Origin of the sequence: Massilimicrobiota sp. An134 (genome assembly GCF_002160815.1) — a bacterium.
In the GTDB taxonomy this organism is placed as follows: Bacteria; Bacillota_I; Bacilli_A; order Erysipelotrichales; family Coprobacillaceae; genus Allocoprobacillus; species Allocoprobacillus merdigallinarum.
In genome coordinates this window covers 16804-38258 of record NZ_NFLH01000013.1, presented here as the reverse complement: position 1 = coordinate 38258, position 21455 = coordinate 16804, and the positions used below count along the sequence as shown (strand labels likewise).

Genomic DNA, 21455 nt, shown 5'->3' with positions numbered 1-21455 from the left:
TGTGCACATTATATCATATTTTATCATAATAAAAAGAGCCATATCATGACTCTTTGAAAATGTTTTGATTACAGATTCACAATTTCCTGTTCCAGCTTACAATTGTGCGTTAGCATATAACTGATAACTTCTAAATGATGTTTTTCCTGCAGTTTCTCTAATCGGCGTCTATCATTTTGCGTTAAGGATTTACAATAAGCCTGATAGTGCTGTAATGTGGGAATATCCATGCCAAGCATCTCAAAAGGAATCTGTGTTTTTTCTTTTAAATGATAATAGATATAAAAGCCTCCTGCATCAATATCACCAAAATGATAAAACTTTAGATGGGGATAAAGCGCATATATTTTTGTCAGCAACGAACGTCTTAAAGCATTATGATAACCACCTAAGTAAATCACAAGTGTATTATCTAAAACAGTATCATAAAATGAAGTCAGATTTTCAATGGTCAAAACATTCTGATCTTGGATATCCAAGATATGTAATTGTTCTATATTTTCACTCATCAAAGAAAAGGGACTTTTTAAACGCCCTAAATCAATGACTTGACCATTGAGTTCAATGACCATGCGTCCCCTTAAATAGAGAAAACCAGGATTTTTCATAATATTGAAATATGCAAAAGCATCATCTTCATCCGCAAAACTTTCCGGACAGTAATCAAATAAAATATGTAATAAACGTGTTTTGATAACTTCTAAACGTTTAGAATCTTTTAAAATTGCTAAAGAAAACTTTCTTAATGAGATTTCATGACTTTGTAAAGGCAAAGCTTTCAAAACTGTAAAAATATCCTTAATTTCCAAAATATCATCAAGATTCAAATAGCGATAAACCGACTGAAACAAAGAAAGCTTTTTTAACATATCGATACGAAAAGTTTCCAGCCATTGATATGAAAATGTTGTCTGTTCCAATAGCTGAATAACTGTCTTTCTTGTTTCTAAAGAAAAAGTTCGATTTGCATATTGATAGGCTTTTTCAATATAAAACAAAGAAAGCTCAATATCATCAATACCATCTAGATCCATTGATAAACTCACGATATGTAATTCTCTTAAATCATGAAGTGCTTCATCAATCAACAAACGTTCATGATAATAATCACTGTTATCATATTTAGGAAACAGTTTACGCACTGGTGTATGAATACGTAAATGTTTATCTGAGCCTTGTTTAGACAAAACACTACGTTCATATTTATCTAATAAATGATTTAAAACCAATTTTCCATATTTATTCATGAATGATTTCCTCGACAAAAGAATGATCTCCAGATTTGATAATCGCTAAAGTGGTATCAACATAAGGCATAATTGTACTAGCCCTATCAGGTGGAACTGCAATAATAATCTGAACATTGAGTTCATTATAAAATTTCATCATAGACTGAATTCTTGTTTCATCCATATTATTAAATGCTTCATCAAATAAAACAACACATCCTGAATCTTCCTGATATCGTTGCTTAATAAGCTGTTCAAAGCTTGAAGCAATCACAACATAAAATGGTGTCTGTGTCTCTCCACCTGATTTTTCACGATTGACCTTAGAAAACTTTGTGAAATCACCATTTTCATGAGTTATCTTGATATCATAATCAAGATATTCACGATAGTCTGTATATTTTCTGAGTAACTTTTCTCCACTTTCATTATCATCTAATAAAGCCATTTGTTTAAACAGCTCATCCATAACATGACGATTTTCTTGTGATAACGTCGTAACAAATAAATTGTCGCTGTTATATTGCTGGTTTGTACTGATGATATCATAATATTGTCGATATTCTGGTCGGCGACTTGGATTGACTTCAAATTCATAGTGATCTCCATTAAAGTTTTTATTTTTCAATCCTTTATTCAGTTCCTGAATGTCTTTTTTAGCTTGTTGAATCTTTTCATAAAGCCTTGAAATAAATGATTCCTGGAAAGACATTTCACACTTCATGCGTGCCTGACGAACATCTTCCTGTCGCTTCACAATTTCGATATCTCTTAACTGATAATACATCGTTAAATAGGCATCAATGTTTTCAACACTTTCTTCATAACCCATTTTAGCTTCATGATTAAATGTACGCATATGATATTCTACATCTTTTTCATCTTTGACAACTTGAGCGTTATCTTCATTGATACGTGATTGCAGCTGATGATTGATTGCCTGATACTGATATCTGCCATAACGTTTTTGGTAACGTTGTTTGATTTTTTCAACTTCTGGATCAAGTGTTACAGGAAGTGGTGGTAAAGATGACAAAGTCTGTTCCAAAGATTCTAAAGACTTCTGGTTATTTTCCATGCTGACTGTTTCATAACTATATTGATTTTGTTTCTCTGTCAGCTGATTTTGAACTGTTTTCAATTCTTTTTGAAGATGTTCAAGCTGGAACATCAAAGTCATAATGGAATCATCTTCTTCAATCTCACTTAAGCGTGTTTTTAAATCCTGAATTTGTTTTTCAAGCAGACGATAATCATCAATAATATAGAAATTTCTAACAAGATCACTGATATGTGACTGTTCAATCCAATGGACAATTCTTGATGCATCCTGTTTTTGTTTTTCTATCTGTGTCATCTCTTGCTTTAAATCAGTTAATTTTTGATGAATGATCTGCTTTTGAATTTTCATGGCTTCCTGTCCTAGATATGGTTGTTGATAGATTTTAGGATTGATAGCTCTCACAGCATAATTTTGATAAACCATGCATGTCTTTGTAATTGCAATTGGATATTGTGTCAAATCTTCAACATGTTCAACACAATGAACCTTATTTAAAATCATATTGGCATAATTTTTGGCATAGCTATTATAACTTGTCACAAACTGTGCCAAGCTATTTTCTGCTGTTTGAGAATATTTCTGTAAAGGAATCACATTTACAATACCGACACCAAAAATATGATGTTCTGCTTTATATTGTTCATAAATTTGCATAGCTTTTTGAAAATAAACAGGTTCAATAATCAAATCAAAGCGCTGCGTATTGAGATAACCTTCAATAGCCTGACGCCATGATTCATCTGTTACTTCCAGATATTCACATAAAGGCTTAACTTCAACTTTTTGCTGAAAATATTCTTCCAGATTCACTGAAAGAACTTCGATTAATTCACTGACTTCTTTGCGATAATAAAAACGATTACGATTCAACAGTTCCATCTGTTTATTGAACTGCTGACTGGTTTCTCTAAGCTGTTTGAACTCATGATTATATTGAGCTATTTTTTGCATATTGACATTTCGTCTTTCATTTAAATCATTACGGATATCAAAAAGCTGTTCACTTAAATACTGACTATCATAATCTTGATTTTGAATACGTTCAACAAAAGTCTCTTTCATTCTTAAACGCTTTAACATTGTGATATCTTCCTGTAATTGTGATATATAGAACTGATAATCTTGAGATATCTGTTCAAAACGTCTTTGTTGCTGATGAAGATTTTCTTCTAGTTCTTTTTTTAAACGATAGCTTTCATTAGATTCAAGAGTACTTTCCAATTGAAAGACATCTTTTTGTAAACCATGTAATTGATTTTGAATCAGAGATATCTGTTGTTTCATATCTTGAATCATTTTCTTATTTTTCGCGATACTCTGTACCAATTGTCCTTTTTGATAATTTAAGCTTTCTATATAAAACACATCTTTTACAAATTCATAATTTTTTAAATGTTTCATTGTTTTTTGATATTGCTGATATGTTTTTTCAATTTGTTCTAATAATTCCATACGTTTTTGTTGTTCTTTTAAGACATCACTTAAATGTCTATAAGCATGAATATTATTACGTAAATCATCAATTTTGACAGGATCTTCATTCAATAAAAAATCATAAATAAAATTATATACCTGATTAATAGGCTTAAATGCCAGGGCTCGAGATATCAGTTCAAAATATTTTGAAGAGACACCTAAACTTTGTCTAAAAAGTGAAGGAACCTGACTCTTCTTATCTGCAAAATTGGCTTTAAGCTTGCGTTTTTGTAATTCTTTTCTAAATTCGTTACGATTATAGATATGTCGTTTATGAATAAACAAATCATCCTGTATATTTTGGTCTAAAACTTGAAAGAAGAGTTCCTTTTTAATATTGGCTTGACTTAATTCAAGGACGACGCCTATCAGTTGTGAACGTTTGGATGTTTCATCAAAATATTCTAAGACAATGTAAGAAACAACATCCCCAGTACGTAAAAATGGCTTACCTTCTCGTCCCAGTTTTCCACGCATATACCCTTCTATATTACGTTTTCCAGAATCATTGGCAGCACTGTTAAATTTGGCTTTCCCAGCAGTTAAAACATACTGAAGTGCATCCAATAATGTTGACTTACCTGTTCCATTTTCCCCTGTAATAACAACATTATTTTTGATTTCAATTGTTTCATTACTAAAAAGATGCCAATTAATAATCTTCATCTTCACGAGCTTCTTCACTTTTGTCACCACCTTGTCTGCTGTATTCTGCTAATCGATGATCAATATCTTCTATCTGTTGAACTGGCAAAACATAGAGTATTGTTGGATAAATGATAATGATTGATTGATCATCATCACTTTGTCCTGTTGTGTCAATAATATGATAACGTCTTAAAATACGTAATATGTCTCTCATTTCACCTTTATTGATGCGTTTTTCAAAAAGTCCTGTGGCAAGCATAGCATCATGAAGTTCTTCCATTGTCATTGTAATCTGATCTATTAATGAAACTTCCTGCATCTTCTGATAATAGAATCTTCTTAAAAGCAATAAAACAATGGATTCATTTTTCTTCAATGTATAACGATTATAATTTTGTAAATTATATAAATTAATGACTTTATCTACTTGATGATGTTCTACAACATAATCCATTAATGCAAAGTATTGAACATATAAATCTAATTCACTAACAATTTTATAATAGTCATCCTGATCTTTAGGACGACTGGCACAGATATAATTATAACTCAATAATTTATTACACAAACGTGAAAACTCTTCTTTCTTTGAATCACTTAAACGTACATAGTGATTATAAAATGTTGTGGCCTGCTGATATTTATTCATGTCATCTCTCCTTCACCAAAAAGTCCTGAAAACGATAATGATTGATTATCACTTCTTCATTTAAAGGTTCTACCTGATATTTGGTCTGATAGCTAAATCCATAAAGATAAATAAAGACAAAATAAATCAAATCATTTTGTGTCTCTAATGGTAATTGTGAACCTTTAAATGGTCCATCCTTTAATAATAACATCACTTTTTCTTCAATTTTTTTATGAGAATAATTTTCTGATCTTTTGATTCTTTCTATAGATTCCATTTTTTCCTTTTCATCTAAAATGACAGTATCTTCGATTTGTGTTTTCATTGGTTTACTTATTTGACGAGGAACATATAAAGAATCACGATTAATCATCTGATTGATATAGATATTACCTAAATCATTAACATCATTTCCACTGGAAATAGATTTTATAATATTATTAATTTTTCCTTCAATATCATTTTGATTGTTTAATAAGAAAGTTATACGATGAATCGCTGATTCAATAAATTTATTATTCTTACTATCAATTTCCTGCATGATATCCTCAATATGTTCAAAAGATTGCATGATATATTCTTTCTGATTCATCAATAAATCATAAGCCTGATCATGTTCGATACCTTTTCTTTCCATAATATTATGAATAATCAAACTGACATAATCCTGATTATCCATCACTTCCTGAATACGTGAAAGAATGCTCTGACGATATTTAGAAGGATTATCATAGGTTGTCAGATTGTAGTAGGCACGATCAATGATTTTTGTCTGATATTCCTGCAGTAAAGAATTTAATAATGCCTGCAAGTCATCTTTTATGCCATCATCTAATAGTTTTTGAATATATTTTTTGATATTGGAATTCAAATTTTTTAATTTATGAATTAAATCTTTGGTATTTTCATAAGCTGTTTCAAAAATCAAATCTCCTCGATGAATATCAAAGTTTTGAAATGATGTATATATGTTATATATAAGTCCTGAATATTCTTCACTTTCTCTTACATCTTCTAAATGAAACAAACAATCCATAATCTGAATACTATAATCTTCAAAAGTGATAAACACTTCATAATTTTCCCCAACCTCTTCATGAATCCATCCACAATCCTTTAAACGCTTTAATACATACAAAGCCTTATCTCTAGAATTGTTTAAATTTTCTTCACTGTCAATCGTGGTAAGATGTGTTTCAAAGTAATCTTGAAATATCGTTAGTAGCTGTTCCCTTGTACATGAAAAAGAAAGATCATTTTGAAATGACTGATAAGCTAAATAGACACAATCTGACAATATACGCTTATTATCACCTATAAAAATATAGAAAAACTGACTTGATATCACATCAAATAAATTATGCATAAATCTTCCCTTTCTCTCAATTATTCATATTATAGCATATAATGACATAAAAAACCGTTCTTTTCAAACGGTTTTATAAAACAAAATGTAGACATTATACTTGTTTTGCATATTTTAACATTTCAGTTTTAAAAGCATGTTTACGTGAATATCTTTTTATATAGTCTTTCACAAATGTTTCCATGCTTGTAATGTTTTTATTGAGATATAAAATTTCTGATAAAACAACAATTTCTTTTGCAACCTCATAATAGCTATGACGATGAGTTCCTCCTACAATAACTTCAGCTCTTTGTTCGATTTCATCTTTTAACCATTGGATACATTTCTTTTTGAATTCATCAGTCATCATGTATTTTTCTTTCCAGATATGAAATAACTGATAGAAATCTTCTCCTCTTACTTTTAAACTACGCTTTAAATCATCCATAACTGCATCATCAGCCACAAAATGCATCTTTTCTGGTTTCAGATACATGAGTAATAATGGTATAAGTATTCCTTTTAAATTTGATGACCATCCAAGATTATCTTGATTTTTTTCAGCTTTCTCAAGAATGTCTTCGTAATCTCCTAAGAAAAATAAAAGTATCTCTTTTTGGTCAGAAGATAAAGAGGCTTTTTCTTGTTCTAGGGTTGCAAATTCAAAACGAATAGCATAGTTTTTCTTCTGAAATTCAGTTTTTATAAAAGCGATATCACAATCTAATGTATATAATTGCAAACAATGATTAATCTGAGGATTGGATAAGAAAGATATTTTATACAACTCTATATCATCTGGACAGTATGGAATCAGTTTTTCAGCAATTTTTGAACGTATCGTTAAACCTTCATCTAGCTGCTTGAAAGCCTGTGATGCGATAGATTTAGCATGTTCTAATTGATGTAAAGAAAGATCATAGTCAATAACATCCAGATATAAAGATGGATGTTTAGCTCCTATCTCGAAAGTCATTTTTGTTAATTGATTGATATCTCCATAAAGAAAGCATATATCTCTTAAAAGCTTTGCTGCATAGTCTCCTGGCGTATTTTCTAAAAATGATATCCATCGATCATATTCATCATCACTCAGTGTTATCTCTTCTGGTCCAAAAGCCATTAAATCGCTGAGAACATATTCAACCTTACTCTGATTGAAATATGAATACATTTCAGATATATTTCGATGTAGCTGAAAAGCAGCATATAAATAATAAAGTGAATATTGTTCAAGGCTAACATCCATCAAGTTATTTTCAAATAACTCTGCAAAAGATAATTCATATATATCCCCATAATCATATACAGCTTCATATTCTAAATCTTGCAGCTTTTGAAGAATATTGAATCCCTGCTGATATTGACAATTATTGATATATAGAAAAGCATCTTGAATATAATCATTCAATTGATTTAAAAGATCACATTCTTTTGTATAATACGTTATATATTCTGAATCATAGCCATAATAATAATCATCCTCTTCTGTTGCAGGTATCGTTAATTCCCCATCACTCACATCCTTGATAAATTGTTGAAAGTCTTTTTCATGAAAATTGATGATTTGAGAATGTTCAAAATTTAAACTTTCTAACATTTTTTGACGTTAACTTTTATCAAGAACCCTGGCATATTGATAAATCCATTGATTCTTTTCTTCTTCACTCATTGTATTCAATCTTTGTTGAATCTGATTCATATAATCTTTATATTCCATAACAACCTCTTACTTTTTTAATGTATTTTCGTTAAAGATAAATGCTGGCCCATCATCAATACAAGCCTCAAGATCAATATATTGACTAATAAAACGGAAATAGCCATTTTTTCCAAGATCTTTTTCAAATCTATCCATGCTGACTAATATTCTAGACAAACATAGAAAAATATTTTTAAAAATATAATCAAACTGTGATTCATCTTTTAAATCAACAAACTTTGATAAATAATCATATAACTGTGGATTGATATAAGGATTACACATTTTCTCTAATCCGTCTGCTAAAGATAAAATGTCTTCAGTTGTATAATCTGTATAATCACTTGTATAATGATTCTTCAAATCTAATAAACGATTCATGACAATATGTATAATCTTCTTCGCTTCAAATGTATCAATCTTATATAGGGCATGTAATACTAATAAATGAGATTCAATCACAAAAAGCTCATCTTCCAATTCTTCAACATCAGATTTTAATTTTCCATATTCTCTTTGAATATGTCTTAAATTACGACGTTCTTCCTGAGCATCAAATTCATATTCACCTGGCACATGATAAATGGGTTCCAAGTTATCTAAAAACGCTTTCCATTTTTCATTATTAAATTCCTGTAAATGAAAATTTTCCTGGATATACATTTCCATATAAAAGGCAAGTAATTCTATCGCTCTTTCTTCACTCATTCCTTGATCTAACATTTTTTGATACATATTCATTGTATTTTCATCTAAATGATCTTGAACTTGATTTGTTATGATATCTATTGCTGCACTTCTTATATATTCTCTTTCTGACATAGTCGTTCTCCTTTTTTATGCTTTATATTTTTTATATTTATCTTGTAAGCTTTGTCTAGGTTCAATATTTAATTTTAAACCATACTCATAAGCTTCAATCCATTCTTTTTTGGAAAAGAATATCTCTGTTAACATCAAAACTTTATAAAGAGTCACTTCCTGATTACGTTCATAGCTGTTTTTAAAATAATATTGAAGAGCCTTTTCAAAGGAACCATAGTGAAAAATGAAAACAACATCATTCGTTTCATTCAGTAATGAAGTTGCTTCATAAAGTCTATCATCATAACGTTCTAATGAAGCAATAAACTTTTTCTGTGACTCAATAAATTTTTGACCATATTCTTTAACCATATCACGATATTCCAGTTTTTGAATATGAAAGTTTAAAACGCCGTATAACATTTCATGCAAACATTCACGACTCAAATAACAATGTGTTGCACCAGTAACCATCTCTCGTATTGTCTCTTCTGTGACTGGTAATTGCATCTGTCGTTTTATATATTCTTCATATAACTCTTCTTGAGCGATACCAACTGATGCAAAAGGATCATCACTTGAAAAAACATAAACACCACAGCCATAACTTAACACCTTATAAATTTCACGAATCAATATAACAACTTGTAAAAAATCAGGATGATCTGAGGAAACCTCAAATAAAATCTTTAAATATCTTTTGACTTTATAACGCCATTTAGGCCTTTCTTTTTTAGGCACAATACGATTAGGGGCTATATAAAAGCCATGATAAGCATCCTGTAAAAAATCTTGAATTTCAACAAATAAATCATTTAATGAAACTTCTTCTTGTTTAACTGTTTTTTTCTTACCTTCACCTTTCACAATACTTTCAATAACACTATCTAATTCTTCTTTTTTTGATTTTGGTAAAGCTTTGTAAACTTCTACAAAAGCATCATTAATCAGCTTTATGTCTTTATCTTTTAATAAATCTCTTAATTCTTTAACCTTCATTCTTTTCCTTCTTTCATCACTTTTTGTGTTTCTTGTAATAATTCATATACTAATTGCTGGTGTGAAATTCTCATCATATAATCTTGTTCTTTAACATTTGATAGTAAATTCATATTTCCATACCAGATCATTTCTTTATCAATTATAGCGTAATGTTCATATAAAGATGAAGTAACAATCACATGAATAGCATTTTCTTTTAAATTTTGAATCAATATGTTCGTTTTTTCAATCATATTTTTTGGATAACTTTTAGAATCTAAAGTGAGAATTGTTATGGAAATATTTTCTTTTAACTTAGATTGAAACAATCTTAAATAATAATTAACACTCTTTTGACTTAAACCTGGACTTGAAATCACAATACTTTCATTAGCACATTCTATATCTTTATCAAATATTTTTTGATAATCAGAGTTATCATATATCATTTGAATTTCATCTTCACGGACATGTAATGTTGTACATATTTCATAGCCCATCTTTTTGTACGTTCTCATACGTTTATGATACATTTTTTCCAATGTTTTTATATGTGAATCAATATAATCATAAATAATAACATCTTTTTTTCCTTCAAAATCTCTATGCAATCTTCCTGAGTATTGCTCAACATTACTTTCTACTGAAATAGGAACAGTTAAAAATAAAGTATCTAATCTAGGAAAGTTGAAGCCCTCTCCTACATATTGTGCTGTTGCTACTAAGATAACACTTTCTTGTTTGTTAATATTTTTGAGTTTTTCACGTATTTGTCTGTTGGTTTTATGACCTTTACCCCCAACCAACAGAAAAATATGGTCACTTCGTCCCTGTAATTGTTCATATAAATATTGAGCATGTTCCTTAAATTTTGTAATAATCAATGGTGTACGTTTATTTTGAAGTGCTTCTTTTATATCTGTAAGAATTTGTTGATTTCTTTCTTGATCATGAATCAATTTTTGATACATTTCATTTATTGATATTTTTGTATTTTCTAAATCTATGAATCTCGTAAAACGTGGGAAGATATAATGATTGACATTTTGAAGTTGTAATCTTTGCTTGGTCGTAAACTGATATCGAATAGGTCCTAATTGCATAAAAGTTTTTTGTTCCAAACCATCTTCTCTTTTTGGAGTTGCAGTAAATCCATAAACATATTTAGCGCGAACTTCAGTGAGTACATCATAAAGCATAGCAGATGCACTATGATGACATTCATCTACAATAATCATTCCATAGTTCCTAACCAAATCTTTGATTTCACCTTTTGTAATGAGTGAATTGACAATAGCAATATCAATAATACCAGTTACAGAATTATGATTACTATATAATTTCCCAATAACACTCTTTCTTGTTTTCTTTATCCCTGATGGAGTTGTGTATGTTGGTAATTTCTCATGAACACTTAAAAAGCGGTTAAGATCATCTTCCCAGTTATTCATAATCAAATTGGTATGAACGATAATGAGTGTATTCACTTTTCTTTGAGCTATCAAGTTTGTTCCAACAACAGTTTTGCCAAACGCAGTCGTTGCATGACAAATTCCTATATCATTTTCTAATAATGTTTCACATGCCTTTTGTTGATTATCATATAATTGACCTATAAAATTGACATCTATTTTCTTTTGCGAATTTCTAAGATCTTCTATATGATATGTAATTTGACTTTTTTCTAATTCATTTCGAAGAACTGATAAACATCCCCTAGGCAAACAAATCCAATAATCTATATCAATTGCGCATTCTATCCATGAATTCATCCCTCTAACAGATAATCCCATTGCTCTTCTCTTAAAAAATTCTTTATTTCTAAAAGCTGCTAAACGTCTTATTTGATTTTGAATTCTTGGCTTCAAACTTCTTGTATCAATATAAACCATATTTGCAAATTTGATGTCAACATGATGATTGACATCATCTTTATGAAAATGATTTTCTTTAATCCATGGTTGAGATATCGAATAATCATAATTCTCACTAAATATATCTTTATCTTTCCATAATTCAAGTTTCTCTTCTACAAATTCCAATGATAGTTTTTTAACTTTTTCAAGACATTCCCATTGATGGGGATAAACATTCCAATTTTCATCTACAAAAGCACTATTTTGTTTTTTCAAAGCCTGGCCCTGTAATGGTAAGGCAATTAAATTTCCTAACCCATCATCCGCCAAATGATCTTGTGCAGGAATCATACGATCATATGTTTGAAATGTTTTTAAATTAATAGATTGAGCACCTATATTTAATAGCGCTCTACCAAAACGTCTTGCTGTTATAGCAGGTAAGGGTTGATCAAAGAAAATCCAAAGATGAGCCCCTTTACCTGATCGTGATCTTTCCACAAGAATATCAATTTGATGTAATTGACAAATTTCTCTTAGAGCATTGACCTCTTCTTTCCAACTATTATCAACATTCTCACCATCTGTTCCGACTTCGTGATTATCAAAATCAAATACCAATAAGTTTGTAGTTTCATCTTCTAACATAGGATAAATACCTATGACGTCATTACCATTGATATCATTTCCTTTAAGATGCTCCATAACAACTCTTTGATTTAACACTTTCCATTTTTTATTTGGACAATCTTTACATTTTATTTTTTTATTTGTTTTTTTCAAACAGATTTCATTTTTCCAAAAGTTTTCACATTGAGGATAATATCCAACTCTCCCATCTTTATTAATATGTCTTTGACTATAAACATCTTTTCTCCCTTTAAAAAGTCGATAAAATATAATCGCATGTCTTGGGGTAATGACTTCACTATTAATGAAATGATTTTCCTTTTCTATTTGATGATAAACAATATGATGTTTATCTAAAAGCTTTTCTAAATATTCTATTCTTTTTTTGAGTTGCATATTTTCTTTTTCTAAGTCTTCAAATGTCGTCATTTTACCCATGATAATATCCTCATTATTTACTTTTTCTACCATATATTTTCTCATTAAAAGAAATAAAACACAATAAGTATTTTGTATATCGACTTCCATAATATTCAAAGAAAAGAATTTGTTTTGATAAAGTGGCATTTATGTTATACTTATAACAAGAAAGAAGGTGTAACAATGAAAAAGGCTTTACCTATTGGAGTCATGGATTATCATAAACTTATATCTGAAAATTATTATAATGTAGATAAAAGTTTAATGATTAAAGATTTTCTCGAAAGAAAAACGACTGTAACCTTAATTACACGACCAAGACGTTTTGGTAAAACTCTCAATATGTCTATGATGGCTGAGTTTTTTGATATAACCAAAAATTCAAAAGACATATTCAAAAATACAAAGATTATGCAAACAGAATATGCATCATACATAAATCAATATCCAACCATCTTTATATCTTTTGCTAATGCTAAAGGTCATAAAGAACAATTTATTTTATCAATAAAAACAACTTTACAAGATATTTATGAAAAAAATGAACATGTATTTTCTAATATGTCTAAATTTGAAAAAAGTCGTTATAACATAATTGTTGATGCTTTAATTCATGATAATAGCTTAAATACGATAAGCGAATCATTAGATTTTTTAATGAAAAGGATGGAAAAATATTACCATCAAAAAGTTATGGTTTTTATAGATGAATATGATACACCTTTTATCGAAGCACATGTCGGTGAATTTTATGATGATATCAAAAGCGGTTTAGCTTCATTACTTCATAATGCCTTAAAAACTTCTCCAAGTCTGCAATATGCTATGTTGACATGCATACAAAGAGTCGCTAAAGAAAATATTTTTAGTGATTTAAATAATCCAGCTGTTTGCACTCTTACAGATCAGCATTATAGTCAATATTTCGGATTTACAGAAACAGAAACAAAAGCTATGCTAGAATATTATGGACTTTCATTGAATGATAAAGTCAAAGCTATGTATGATGGCTATCATATTGGAAACATGGAAATTTATAACCCCTGGTCTATTATCAATTATATCGACAATAAAGAATTAAGACCTTATTGGGTCAATACAAGCTCTAATAAAATGATTAAAGATGCGATGAAAGAATGTGATACATCTTTTAAGCAAGGATATGAAAAACTTATTGAAACAGGAAAACTTGAAACACTCGTACAAATGGAAACAAGTTTTTTTGAAGTCAGTAATACTCCTAATCTATGGGGGTTATTTGTTAATGCAGGATACTTAACAACAGAAAAAACAAATTCTTTGCAAATTGATAGATATATTTTACGTATTCCAAATCAAGAAGTGCAAAAAGAATTTCAGCAATTAACCTCTTATTATCTCAATATTTCTTCAACAGATCTATCCGGATTATGCGATGCATTATTGTTTGGCAATCAAATTGATTTTAAAAATTATTATACTCACATTTTATTGACATTACCATCTTATCATGATTTGCAAAATGAAAATAGCTATCATGTAATGTTTCTAGGAATGTGTGCATGGTTATCCCATGACTATGAAATCATCAGCAATAAAGAAGCCGGAAAAGATCGTTGTGATATTATTCTAAAAGCAAAAAGTGCAATATCACCTTCTTATATATTGGAATTCAAATATTCAACAAACAAAGAAAAAATAGAACAGCTTTCTAATCAAGCTATTCAACAAATTCAAAAAAATCATTATGACGCCAATATGTCAGGCAAAGTTATTTATATTGGATTAGCCCATTGCGGCAAAGATGTTTTTATAACATGGAGAAACAAAGACAAGCAATAGTAACCAAATTTGCTTGTCTTTTATTCTTATTACCATAATTTATTTTTTGAATAATTAAGTCTACTCTTTCTATAATAATTATTCTTTTTTTAATTCAACTTATAAAAATACAGACAAGTTATTCATTTAATATCTATAATTTTTTATCAATTTTATAAAGTTTTATTTAAACAAATGATTGATAGCTTCAATATCTTTATGTGAAGTTTATTCTCTACCATTAAATTTCCCTATTAGTTTATCTTTAAATGTGTGAAGTCCTTTTATTATCCAAATAACTTAATAAGATTTTTACAATGCCTTTCAACCAGATTTCCCATATTTTATATTGAAAAGGTGAAAATGATTGAAAGAGTACAACTTTCTCTATAAATTCTTAGTAAAATTGTTGTATAATAATTTTTAGGTGGTGAATATCATGTATAGAATATACTATAAAAATAAAGATGAACTTGAAGCTCAATTACTTGATTTTAAAATACTTTTTGCTTATCACTCGAACAAAATTGAAAATCAAAACACAGATTACCATGATACAAGAGATATATTTGAAAAAGGGAAAGTATCCAATTACACTGGAGATTTAAGGACACTTTTTGAAATTCAAAATCAAAAAGATTGTTATCATTTTTTGCTTGACAAAATTATTGACAAGGTACCCTTAAGTATTCCTCTTATCAAGAAGATTCATTATGAACTTTCAAAAGGAACATATGATTCATATCGTTATGATATGAATCATGAAAGACCAGGAGAATTCAAAAAACATGATTATATTACAGGTAAATATGAAGTAGGAAGTTATCCTGAAAATGTCGAAAGCGATCTTCAAGAACTGCTCGAAGAAATAAATGAGTATGAAGGAGAAGATGTTTTCACTGTGGCAAGTTACCTTCATGCCTGTTTTGAAAATATTCATCCATTTGCTGATGCAAATGGAAGAACTGGAAGAACAATCATGAATTATTATCTGCTTATTCATAATGTCAGCCCTATCATTATATATGAAGAAGATAGGAAAGAATACTATGATTGTCTTGAAAAATTTGATGTAGATTCCAAATTACAGCCACTCAAGAATTTTATTATCAAACAGCAGGAAAAGACATGGACACGACAACCAAAAAAGGCAATAAAACTAAATGATATAATGAATAACAATGAAATGAAATGATAATTAAGTCTAGAAGAAAATATAGATTACCTCAATTTTCATCTAGCTTGAACAGCCCATACAATATTGCATGGGCTGTTTCTTTTTTCAAATATTACCTATAATATTTTCATTAGAATATGTAAAAAAGATGAAACTCTCTCCGTCTAAAGATAAAGCTTCATCTAAATAAAAACTCAAAACATAAAATAAAAGTTCCCTATCATTGTTGAAACGTGGATTCAGCTAAAAGCCTACCATAAAACAATAAGGGAACTTATATCATGGAGCAGCACTAGCCTTAAAGGCTACAATAAGAAGACATCCATGACATTGTCATTATAAAGCTATATTTTATTTTCTTCAATAAGAATTATCATAAAATTCAAATCATTTGATTATTCTACAAACTCTATATTATGTTTATGACACCATTGAATAGCCAATTCTCTATGAGTTTCATATAAGAATTGTTGCCATGCAGTGTTCAATTGATTTTTATAGATGAAATCCTTAAAGCGACGAAACACTCCTTTACCTTTTAATGTCTTTTGAAGTTCTCTTTTCATATGCTGATCTTTTAATTGATTGGCGAACATTTCCATAATATGATATTCATGAATGTCATAATGATCTGGTAGTTGTATATAATCTGGTGAATTCAATACAATCATTTTTTTTGCAATATTCGTATCATCATCTATATTGATAAATTGTCCGTGAGATATTTGATAATACCAAGTTATATCCTGATCAGTCATTTCAATAGCTCTAATCACATCTTTTAACTTAACTTTATTTATTCTAATTTCTTCTATCATTGCTGGTCTATTAGGATATAACGATATCAGATGATTTGATAAATCAAAAGCTTTATCAAAATCATATTCACTGATTTTATGAATAAGCTCAGCCATTTCATGATAGAAACTTCTTGATCCTGTATGTCTTAAACTATTCATCACATAGCGACTATAATATTGAATCATGTTGTCTAAACAATGTTCAAAAAGAATATCTTCATGTTTCTTCATACCAAATATATCATCATTTTTAGCTAAATATTGAAATAAAGCATCATACATTTTTTCTTGTATATAAATTTCACTTATATTGATTTGGTTCTTTTCTAAATCATGGATAATGTCTTTTTTCTTGTGTTCCCATATTTCTGGTAAATATGATTGTTGAAGTAACTGATAATATTGGATTTGTCCAGGATATTGATGATAAAGCAACTCAGTAGCAAGAGCAATGATTTGCTCATTTTGATTGGTTTGTTTATAAATATCAAGAAGTAATAAATAAATATCTTGATGAGGATGTTCTTGAAGTTGTTGGAGACATAAATCAATGGCTTTTTGATAGTCTTGATGATTCATATAAAGATTGATAGCTTCTTTAATAAATACTAAATTGTTTTTATTGGTGTCTATAACAGAAGATAATGATTCTCTTTGATAGTGATATAAAATATAAAGATATTTATCGTAGATTTCAGTTGAAATAGGATAAGAACTTATCTTTTGTTGATAGGATGATAAAAGATCATCTAGAGGTATGTTTTGTTGATGAAGCTTGTCAATAAGTTGATAAATCACAGATTGATTATATTTTACACAGAGATCAAAATAAATACTTGTTTTTTCATTTTGAGATGCATAAGTATCTATTAGTTGAATCATCTGATGAAAGAAATCTTCCTGATAAGATTGTAAAGATGGAAATGTATGAAGAAGCTGATTGAGCGCTTCTTTAGCTAAATCTGGTATATATTGATCTTGATGAAAATGATGTAAGTTTTGAATTGATGTGTATATCTTTTCATAATCTTCACTAAGAGGTATTTGATTTGATGATATATATTGATAAATCATTTGATATATATGATTGACTCTTTGCATATCTTCTATAATATGGAAAAAGGTTTGATATGTTTCTGATGATTCAAGAGCTTGACCAATGATCTCCAGTAATTCTTCTTTTGATTTCTTTGATAAGGGTTCTAAAATTTCATGACCTTGGTACATATCACTGCAATTATCATCTTTTGTATCATAATCATAGCCATAGTCATCATAATCATCGTCATAATCCTCATAATCATGATCGTCATCGTAATCGTCATAATCATAATCATAATCATAAGATGAATGATTACCAAATAGCTCTATAAGCAATGCAGCTTCATGTTTACATTTTTTACCTTTCATAGCATAAGGACAAGTACAACGCATATCAGTAATCTTCAGTTGATCAGAAACTTCTATTTCAACATCATACTCATGGTTGCCTAATACCTTTCCTTTATATACATTTCCCACTTTAACAACATTGTAAACACCACCACTATTGTAGATATCAACACCTCTATTATAAATATGTCTTGCAAAATAATTTTGAATATTCATTATTATTCCTCGTTTCTTATTTCACTATATAATCATAAATATCTTGTCTTACAGGTTGATCTAAATGATATAAAATTTCACATACTGGAATTTGATCTGCCATATATTCTTGTTTGATATTTATAATATTTCCAATACCTAAATAATAAAATTCTTTAGAAGTTTTATCATCTTTATTCTTTCGAACAAAAATATGAATTATTGTTTGTCTTTGTTTAGCTTGAGTAAATATATCCATCCCTTTACTACCAAGTTTTAATTTACTCTTTGACATAGCAACTAATGTTTGTGGGTCTACAAAATGATCTGTATATTTAATTGTATCTGCAATATCTTCTTCCTTATCATAATTAATAAAGACTGGTAAAGTATTTGTATGTTGATCATATTTATATCCACCTATGTTTAAAGGAACAAGATTCTTTTCCCAATTAAGTAACTGACAAACATCCTCATATGTATATTTCTTATATAAACATAAATCTGTGTTTTGATAGCGTTGACTATACTCTTGTTTATATAGATCTATACCATAATCAATGACTTCTAATACTTGTCTTTTAAATTCTTCATTATTTAATAGTGATTGAAAAACATGAGATATGTTCCAATCAGTATCCAAAATAGGAACATCTTTAAAAGCATCTTTAGATGATCCTGTTGCAAAATTTTGAGTTAATATATTTTGTATTGTTGTATAACTCACTTCTGGCATTTGAATTTGATATTCATCTAACATTTGTTGTTTTAAATATTCATTAACATGTACTTTTCTTTCTATAGCAAGTTTAATGGCTTCTAATTCTTGAACACGTTTAGCTGAAGAAAGTTTTGATGAAATAAATTGTAAATACTTTTCTTCTAATGAAGAAAATTGAACATCATATTCTTTCTCATATTTCTTTAAAAACATATGATAAGAACCTAAACCCTTATTTTGAAATATCTTTTGGATATCAATAGCACCATATTTTTCAAAATCTTTAATATGAGGTATTCTGCCCAATTTAGCTTTTAATTGAACATAACTTTCTTTAATCAGTTTAACATCATTAAAATTTGCATGATCAATTGATTCAAAGATTCTTTTTTGAGATATTTCATCAAATTGAATTGTTGATACTCCAGGTATTAAGACATTTCTTTCAGTTATAAATTGTCTCAGTGTATCTTTATTTAAGTTTGTATTTCCACTTAAAGCTATAGGAATTAAAAAGTTTCTTTCATAATTCCCAATAAAATCAATAACAACGACATAATCTTTTTCATCATTTCTTCTTAATCCTCTTCCAAGCTGTTGTACAAAAATAATAGCTGATTGTGTTGGCCTAAGCATCACAACTTGATTCACTTTAGGAATATCAATTCCTTCATTAAAAATATCAACTGTAAAAATATAATCTAAGCCATCTTCATCATTAGATTCAAGGCGATCCATTGCTTCCTGTCTTTTTTCTTCATTATCATCACCAGTTAATGCAATAGTATTATAACCTCTTTGATTAAATAAATTGGACAATTCAATAGCTTCTTGTTTCCTACTTACAAAAATTAAACCATGAACCTTTTCACCTGAATATCCATATTCTTCAATTTTTTCAATAATATAATCAATACGTTTTTCATTAATTAAAAGATTAAAATCAGATTTATCATCTATACTAATACCATCAATATTTAAATCAGTGATACCATAATAATGGAAAGGACATAACAGATCATATTCCATTGCTTGTTGAAGTCTGATCTCATAAGCAATATTATAATGAAACATTTTATATATATCAAACTGATCATTTCTTTCTGGTGTAGCTGACATACCTAATAAAAATTGAGGATGAAAATAATGAACTAATTCTTGATATGTATAAGCTCCCGCTTTATGAACTTCATCAATAATAATATAATCAAATTCATCTTGTTTAAATAATTCTCTATTTTCTTTTTTATGAATAGTTTGAACTGTTGAAAACAAATAATCTTTATCCAATTCTTTAACATTGCCAGAAAAAATACCCATTGTTTTATCTTTAATAATTGTTTGAAATGTTTCCATAGCTTTCAAAGCAATACTTTTTCTATGAACAACAAATAACATTCTACGAGGTTTAACTTTTTGAACATCAAAAGCAGAAAGATATGTCTTACCGGTTCCTGTTGCTGAAATAAGCAATGCCCTATCTTGATTTTGTTGTCTTAAGTGTTCTAATGAAGCTAAAGCTTGTCTTTGCATATAATTGGGGACAATGTCTTTTTGAATATGTCGTATTGAATGTTTTTCAGGTTTAACATAATTTTTTTGATATTCATTGATCCATTCATGAGTTAAAGGAATTGATCTTTGCCATTGATTTTCAAATTCACCTTGTATTTGTTTTATTGTATCATTTTGTTTATGTGATGATACATAAACATTCCATTCTTGATTTAATGATAAAGCAGACTGTGTTAAATTTGAACTTCCTACTATTGCCCAATAATTTGAATTTTTTTGGAAGATATAACCTTTAGAATGAAAACCATGATGATCATCATATACTCGTACCTCTATGTTAGGATATTTTAATAAGTCTTTAAACATTTTAGGTTCATTAAATCCTAAATATGTACTTGTGATGATTCTTCCTTTTTTATTTTGAACTTTCAATTTATGTAAAGTTTCTCTAATAGAAGCCAATCCTGATAACGCTATAAAAGCAACAGAAATATCAAATGTATCACAATCTAATAATGCATTTTCAATATCTGTTATAACCTTTTTGTTTTGTTGTTGATCATTATAAATGAGTCTAGTTCTTTCTTGTAATAAAAGGTTATCCATTGTGAACCTTCCTTCTTATTTCCTCGATAACTTGTACATCAGCAGGAACCCATAATATATCTTCTTGAACAGGATGAATCCATTTTGCATCTAAATGTTCTAATAATGAAATATGTGCATCTTTCAAATGACATAAATAACAATCCATTTCCAATATAAAATCTGGATATTGATAATGAACATGACATATAAATGAATCAACTTCAATATTTGCTTCCATTTCTTCTTTTATTTCCCTTTTTAATGCTTCTTCAGGTGTTTCACCTTTTTCTATTTTTCCTCCAGGAAACTCATACATTCCTTTGAATTCTCCATATCCTCTTTTAGCAATTAATATCTGATCATCTCTTTTGATGATGGCAGCAACAACATTAACTATTTTCATAATTTCCTCCACAAACTTGACTATATAAGTATTGAAAGCAAAAATACTTTATACTTTTTTAAAACACGTATTTCAA

13 protein-coding genes are annotated in these 21455 nt (G+C 28.7%); 2 read left to right on the top strand and 11 right to left on the bottom strand.

Annotation, left to right across the window (positions count from 1 at the left end):
* Nucleotides 1-68: 68 nt before the first annotated feature.
* The 8 genes from B5E79_RS06990 to B5E79_RS06955 all read right to left on the bottom strand — a co-directional run bounded on the left by B5E79_RS06990 (nt 69) and on the right by B5E79_RS06955 (nt 12839).
* A complete protein-coding gene (locus B5E79_RS06990) occupies nt 69-1247 on the bottom strand; it encodes a Wadjet anti-phage system protein JetD domain-containing protein (RefSeq protein ID WP_087297469.1) in 1179 nt (392 codons plus the stop codon).
* Nucleotides 1240-4452: an ATP-binding protein gene (locus B5E79_RS06985; RefSeq protein WP_143746770.1), complete on the bottom strand. Its 3213-nt coding sequence runs from the start codon at nt 4450-4452 to the stop codon at nt 1240-1242. The genes B5E79_RS06990 and B5E79_RS06985 overlap by 8 nt, the downstream gene beginning before the upstream one ends.
* Nucleotides 4421-5065, bottom strand: a complete 645-nt coding sequence (locus B5E79_RS06980; RefSeq protein WP_087297467.1) for a DUF4194 domain-containing protein — start codon at nt 5063-5065, stop codon at nt 4421-4423. The genes B5E79_RS06985 and B5E79_RS06980 overlap by 32 nt, the downstream gene beginning before the upstream one ends.
* 1 nt (nt 5066) lies before the next feature.
* Nucleotides 5067-6413: a Wadjet anti-phage system protein JetA family protein gene (locus B5E79_RS06975; RefSeq protein WP_087297466.1), complete on the bottom strand. Its 1347-nt coding sequence runs from the start codon at nt 6411-6413 to the stop codon at nt 5067-5069.
* A 94-nt stretch (nt 6414-6507) separates the two neighbouring features.
* On the bottom strand, nt 6508-7995 hold the full coding sequence (locus B5E79_RS06970; RefSeq protein ID WP_087297465.1) for a hypothetical protein: 1488 nt from the start codon (nt 7993-7995) through the stop codon (nt 6508-6510).
* 129 nt (nt 7996-8124) lie between these two features.
* Nucleotides 8125-8919, bottom strand: a complete 795-nt coding sequence (locus B5E79_RS06965) for a hypothetical protein (protein WP_087243119.1) — start codon at nt 8917-8919, stop codon at nt 8125-8127.
* A gap of 15 nt (nt 8920-8934) precedes the next feature.
* Nucleotides 8935-9900, bottom strand: a complete 966-nt coding sequence (locus tag B5E79_RS06960; RefSeq protein WP_087297464.1) for a hypothetical protein — start codon at nt 9898-9900, stop codon at nt 8935-8937.
* Nucleotides 9897-12839, bottom strand: a complete 2943-nt coding sequence (locus tag B5E79_RS06955; protein ID WP_158095480.1) for a TOTE conflict system archaeo-eukaryotic primase domain-containing protein — start codon at nt 12837-12839, stop codon at nt 9897-9899. The genes B5E79_RS06960 and B5E79_RS06955 overlap by 4 nt, the downstream gene beginning before the upstream one ends.
* A gap of 132 nt (nt 12840-12971) precedes the next feature.
* Here B5E79_RS06955 and B5E79_RS06950 point away from each other — a divergent pair, with 132 nt between their 5' ends.
* Both B5E79_RS06950 and B5E79_RS06945 read left to right on the top strand, forming a co-directional pair.
* Nucleotides 12972-14609, top strand: a complete 1638-nt coding sequence (locus B5E79_RS06950) for an AAA family ATPase (protein ID WP_087297462.1) — start codon at nt 12972-12974, stop codon at nt 14607-14609.
* 418 nt (nt 14610-15027) lie between these two features.
* Nucleotides 15028-15783 (top strand): Fic family protein, encoded by a 756-nt coding sequence (locus B5E79_RS06945; protein WP_087243115.1) that lies wholly within the window; start codon nt 15028-15030, stop codon nt 15781-15783.
* A gap of 377 nt (nt 15784-16160) precedes the next feature.
* On the opposite strand, the gene B5E79_RS06940 is transcribed toward B5E79_RS06945, so the two are convergent.
* Genes B5E79_RS06940 through B5E79_RS06930 form a run of 3 tightly spaced genes read right to left on the bottom strand, consistent with a single transcriptional unit; the run spans nt 16161 to nt 21379 of the window.
* Entirely contained in the window at nt 16161-18173 is a 2013-nt protein-coding gene (locus B5E79_RS06940) for a UPF0158 family protein (protein ID WP_087297461.1), read from the bottom strand.
* Between the two features lie 16 nt (nt 18174-18189).
* A complete protein-coding gene (locus B5E79_RS06935; RefSeq protein WP_087297460.1) occupies nt 18190-20994 on the bottom strand; it encodes a DEAD/DEAH box helicase in 2805 nt (934 codons plus the stop codon).
* Complete coding sequence (locus tag B5E79_RS06930) at nt 20987-21379, bottom strand: (deoxy)nucleoside triphosphate pyrophosphohydrolase (protein WP_087297459.1); 393 nt, start codon at nt 21377-21379, stop codon at nt 20987-20989. Before B5E79_RS06930 ends, B5E79_RS06935 begins: the two co-directional genes overlap by 8 nt.
* Nucleotides 21380-21455 lie beyond the last annotated feature (76 nt).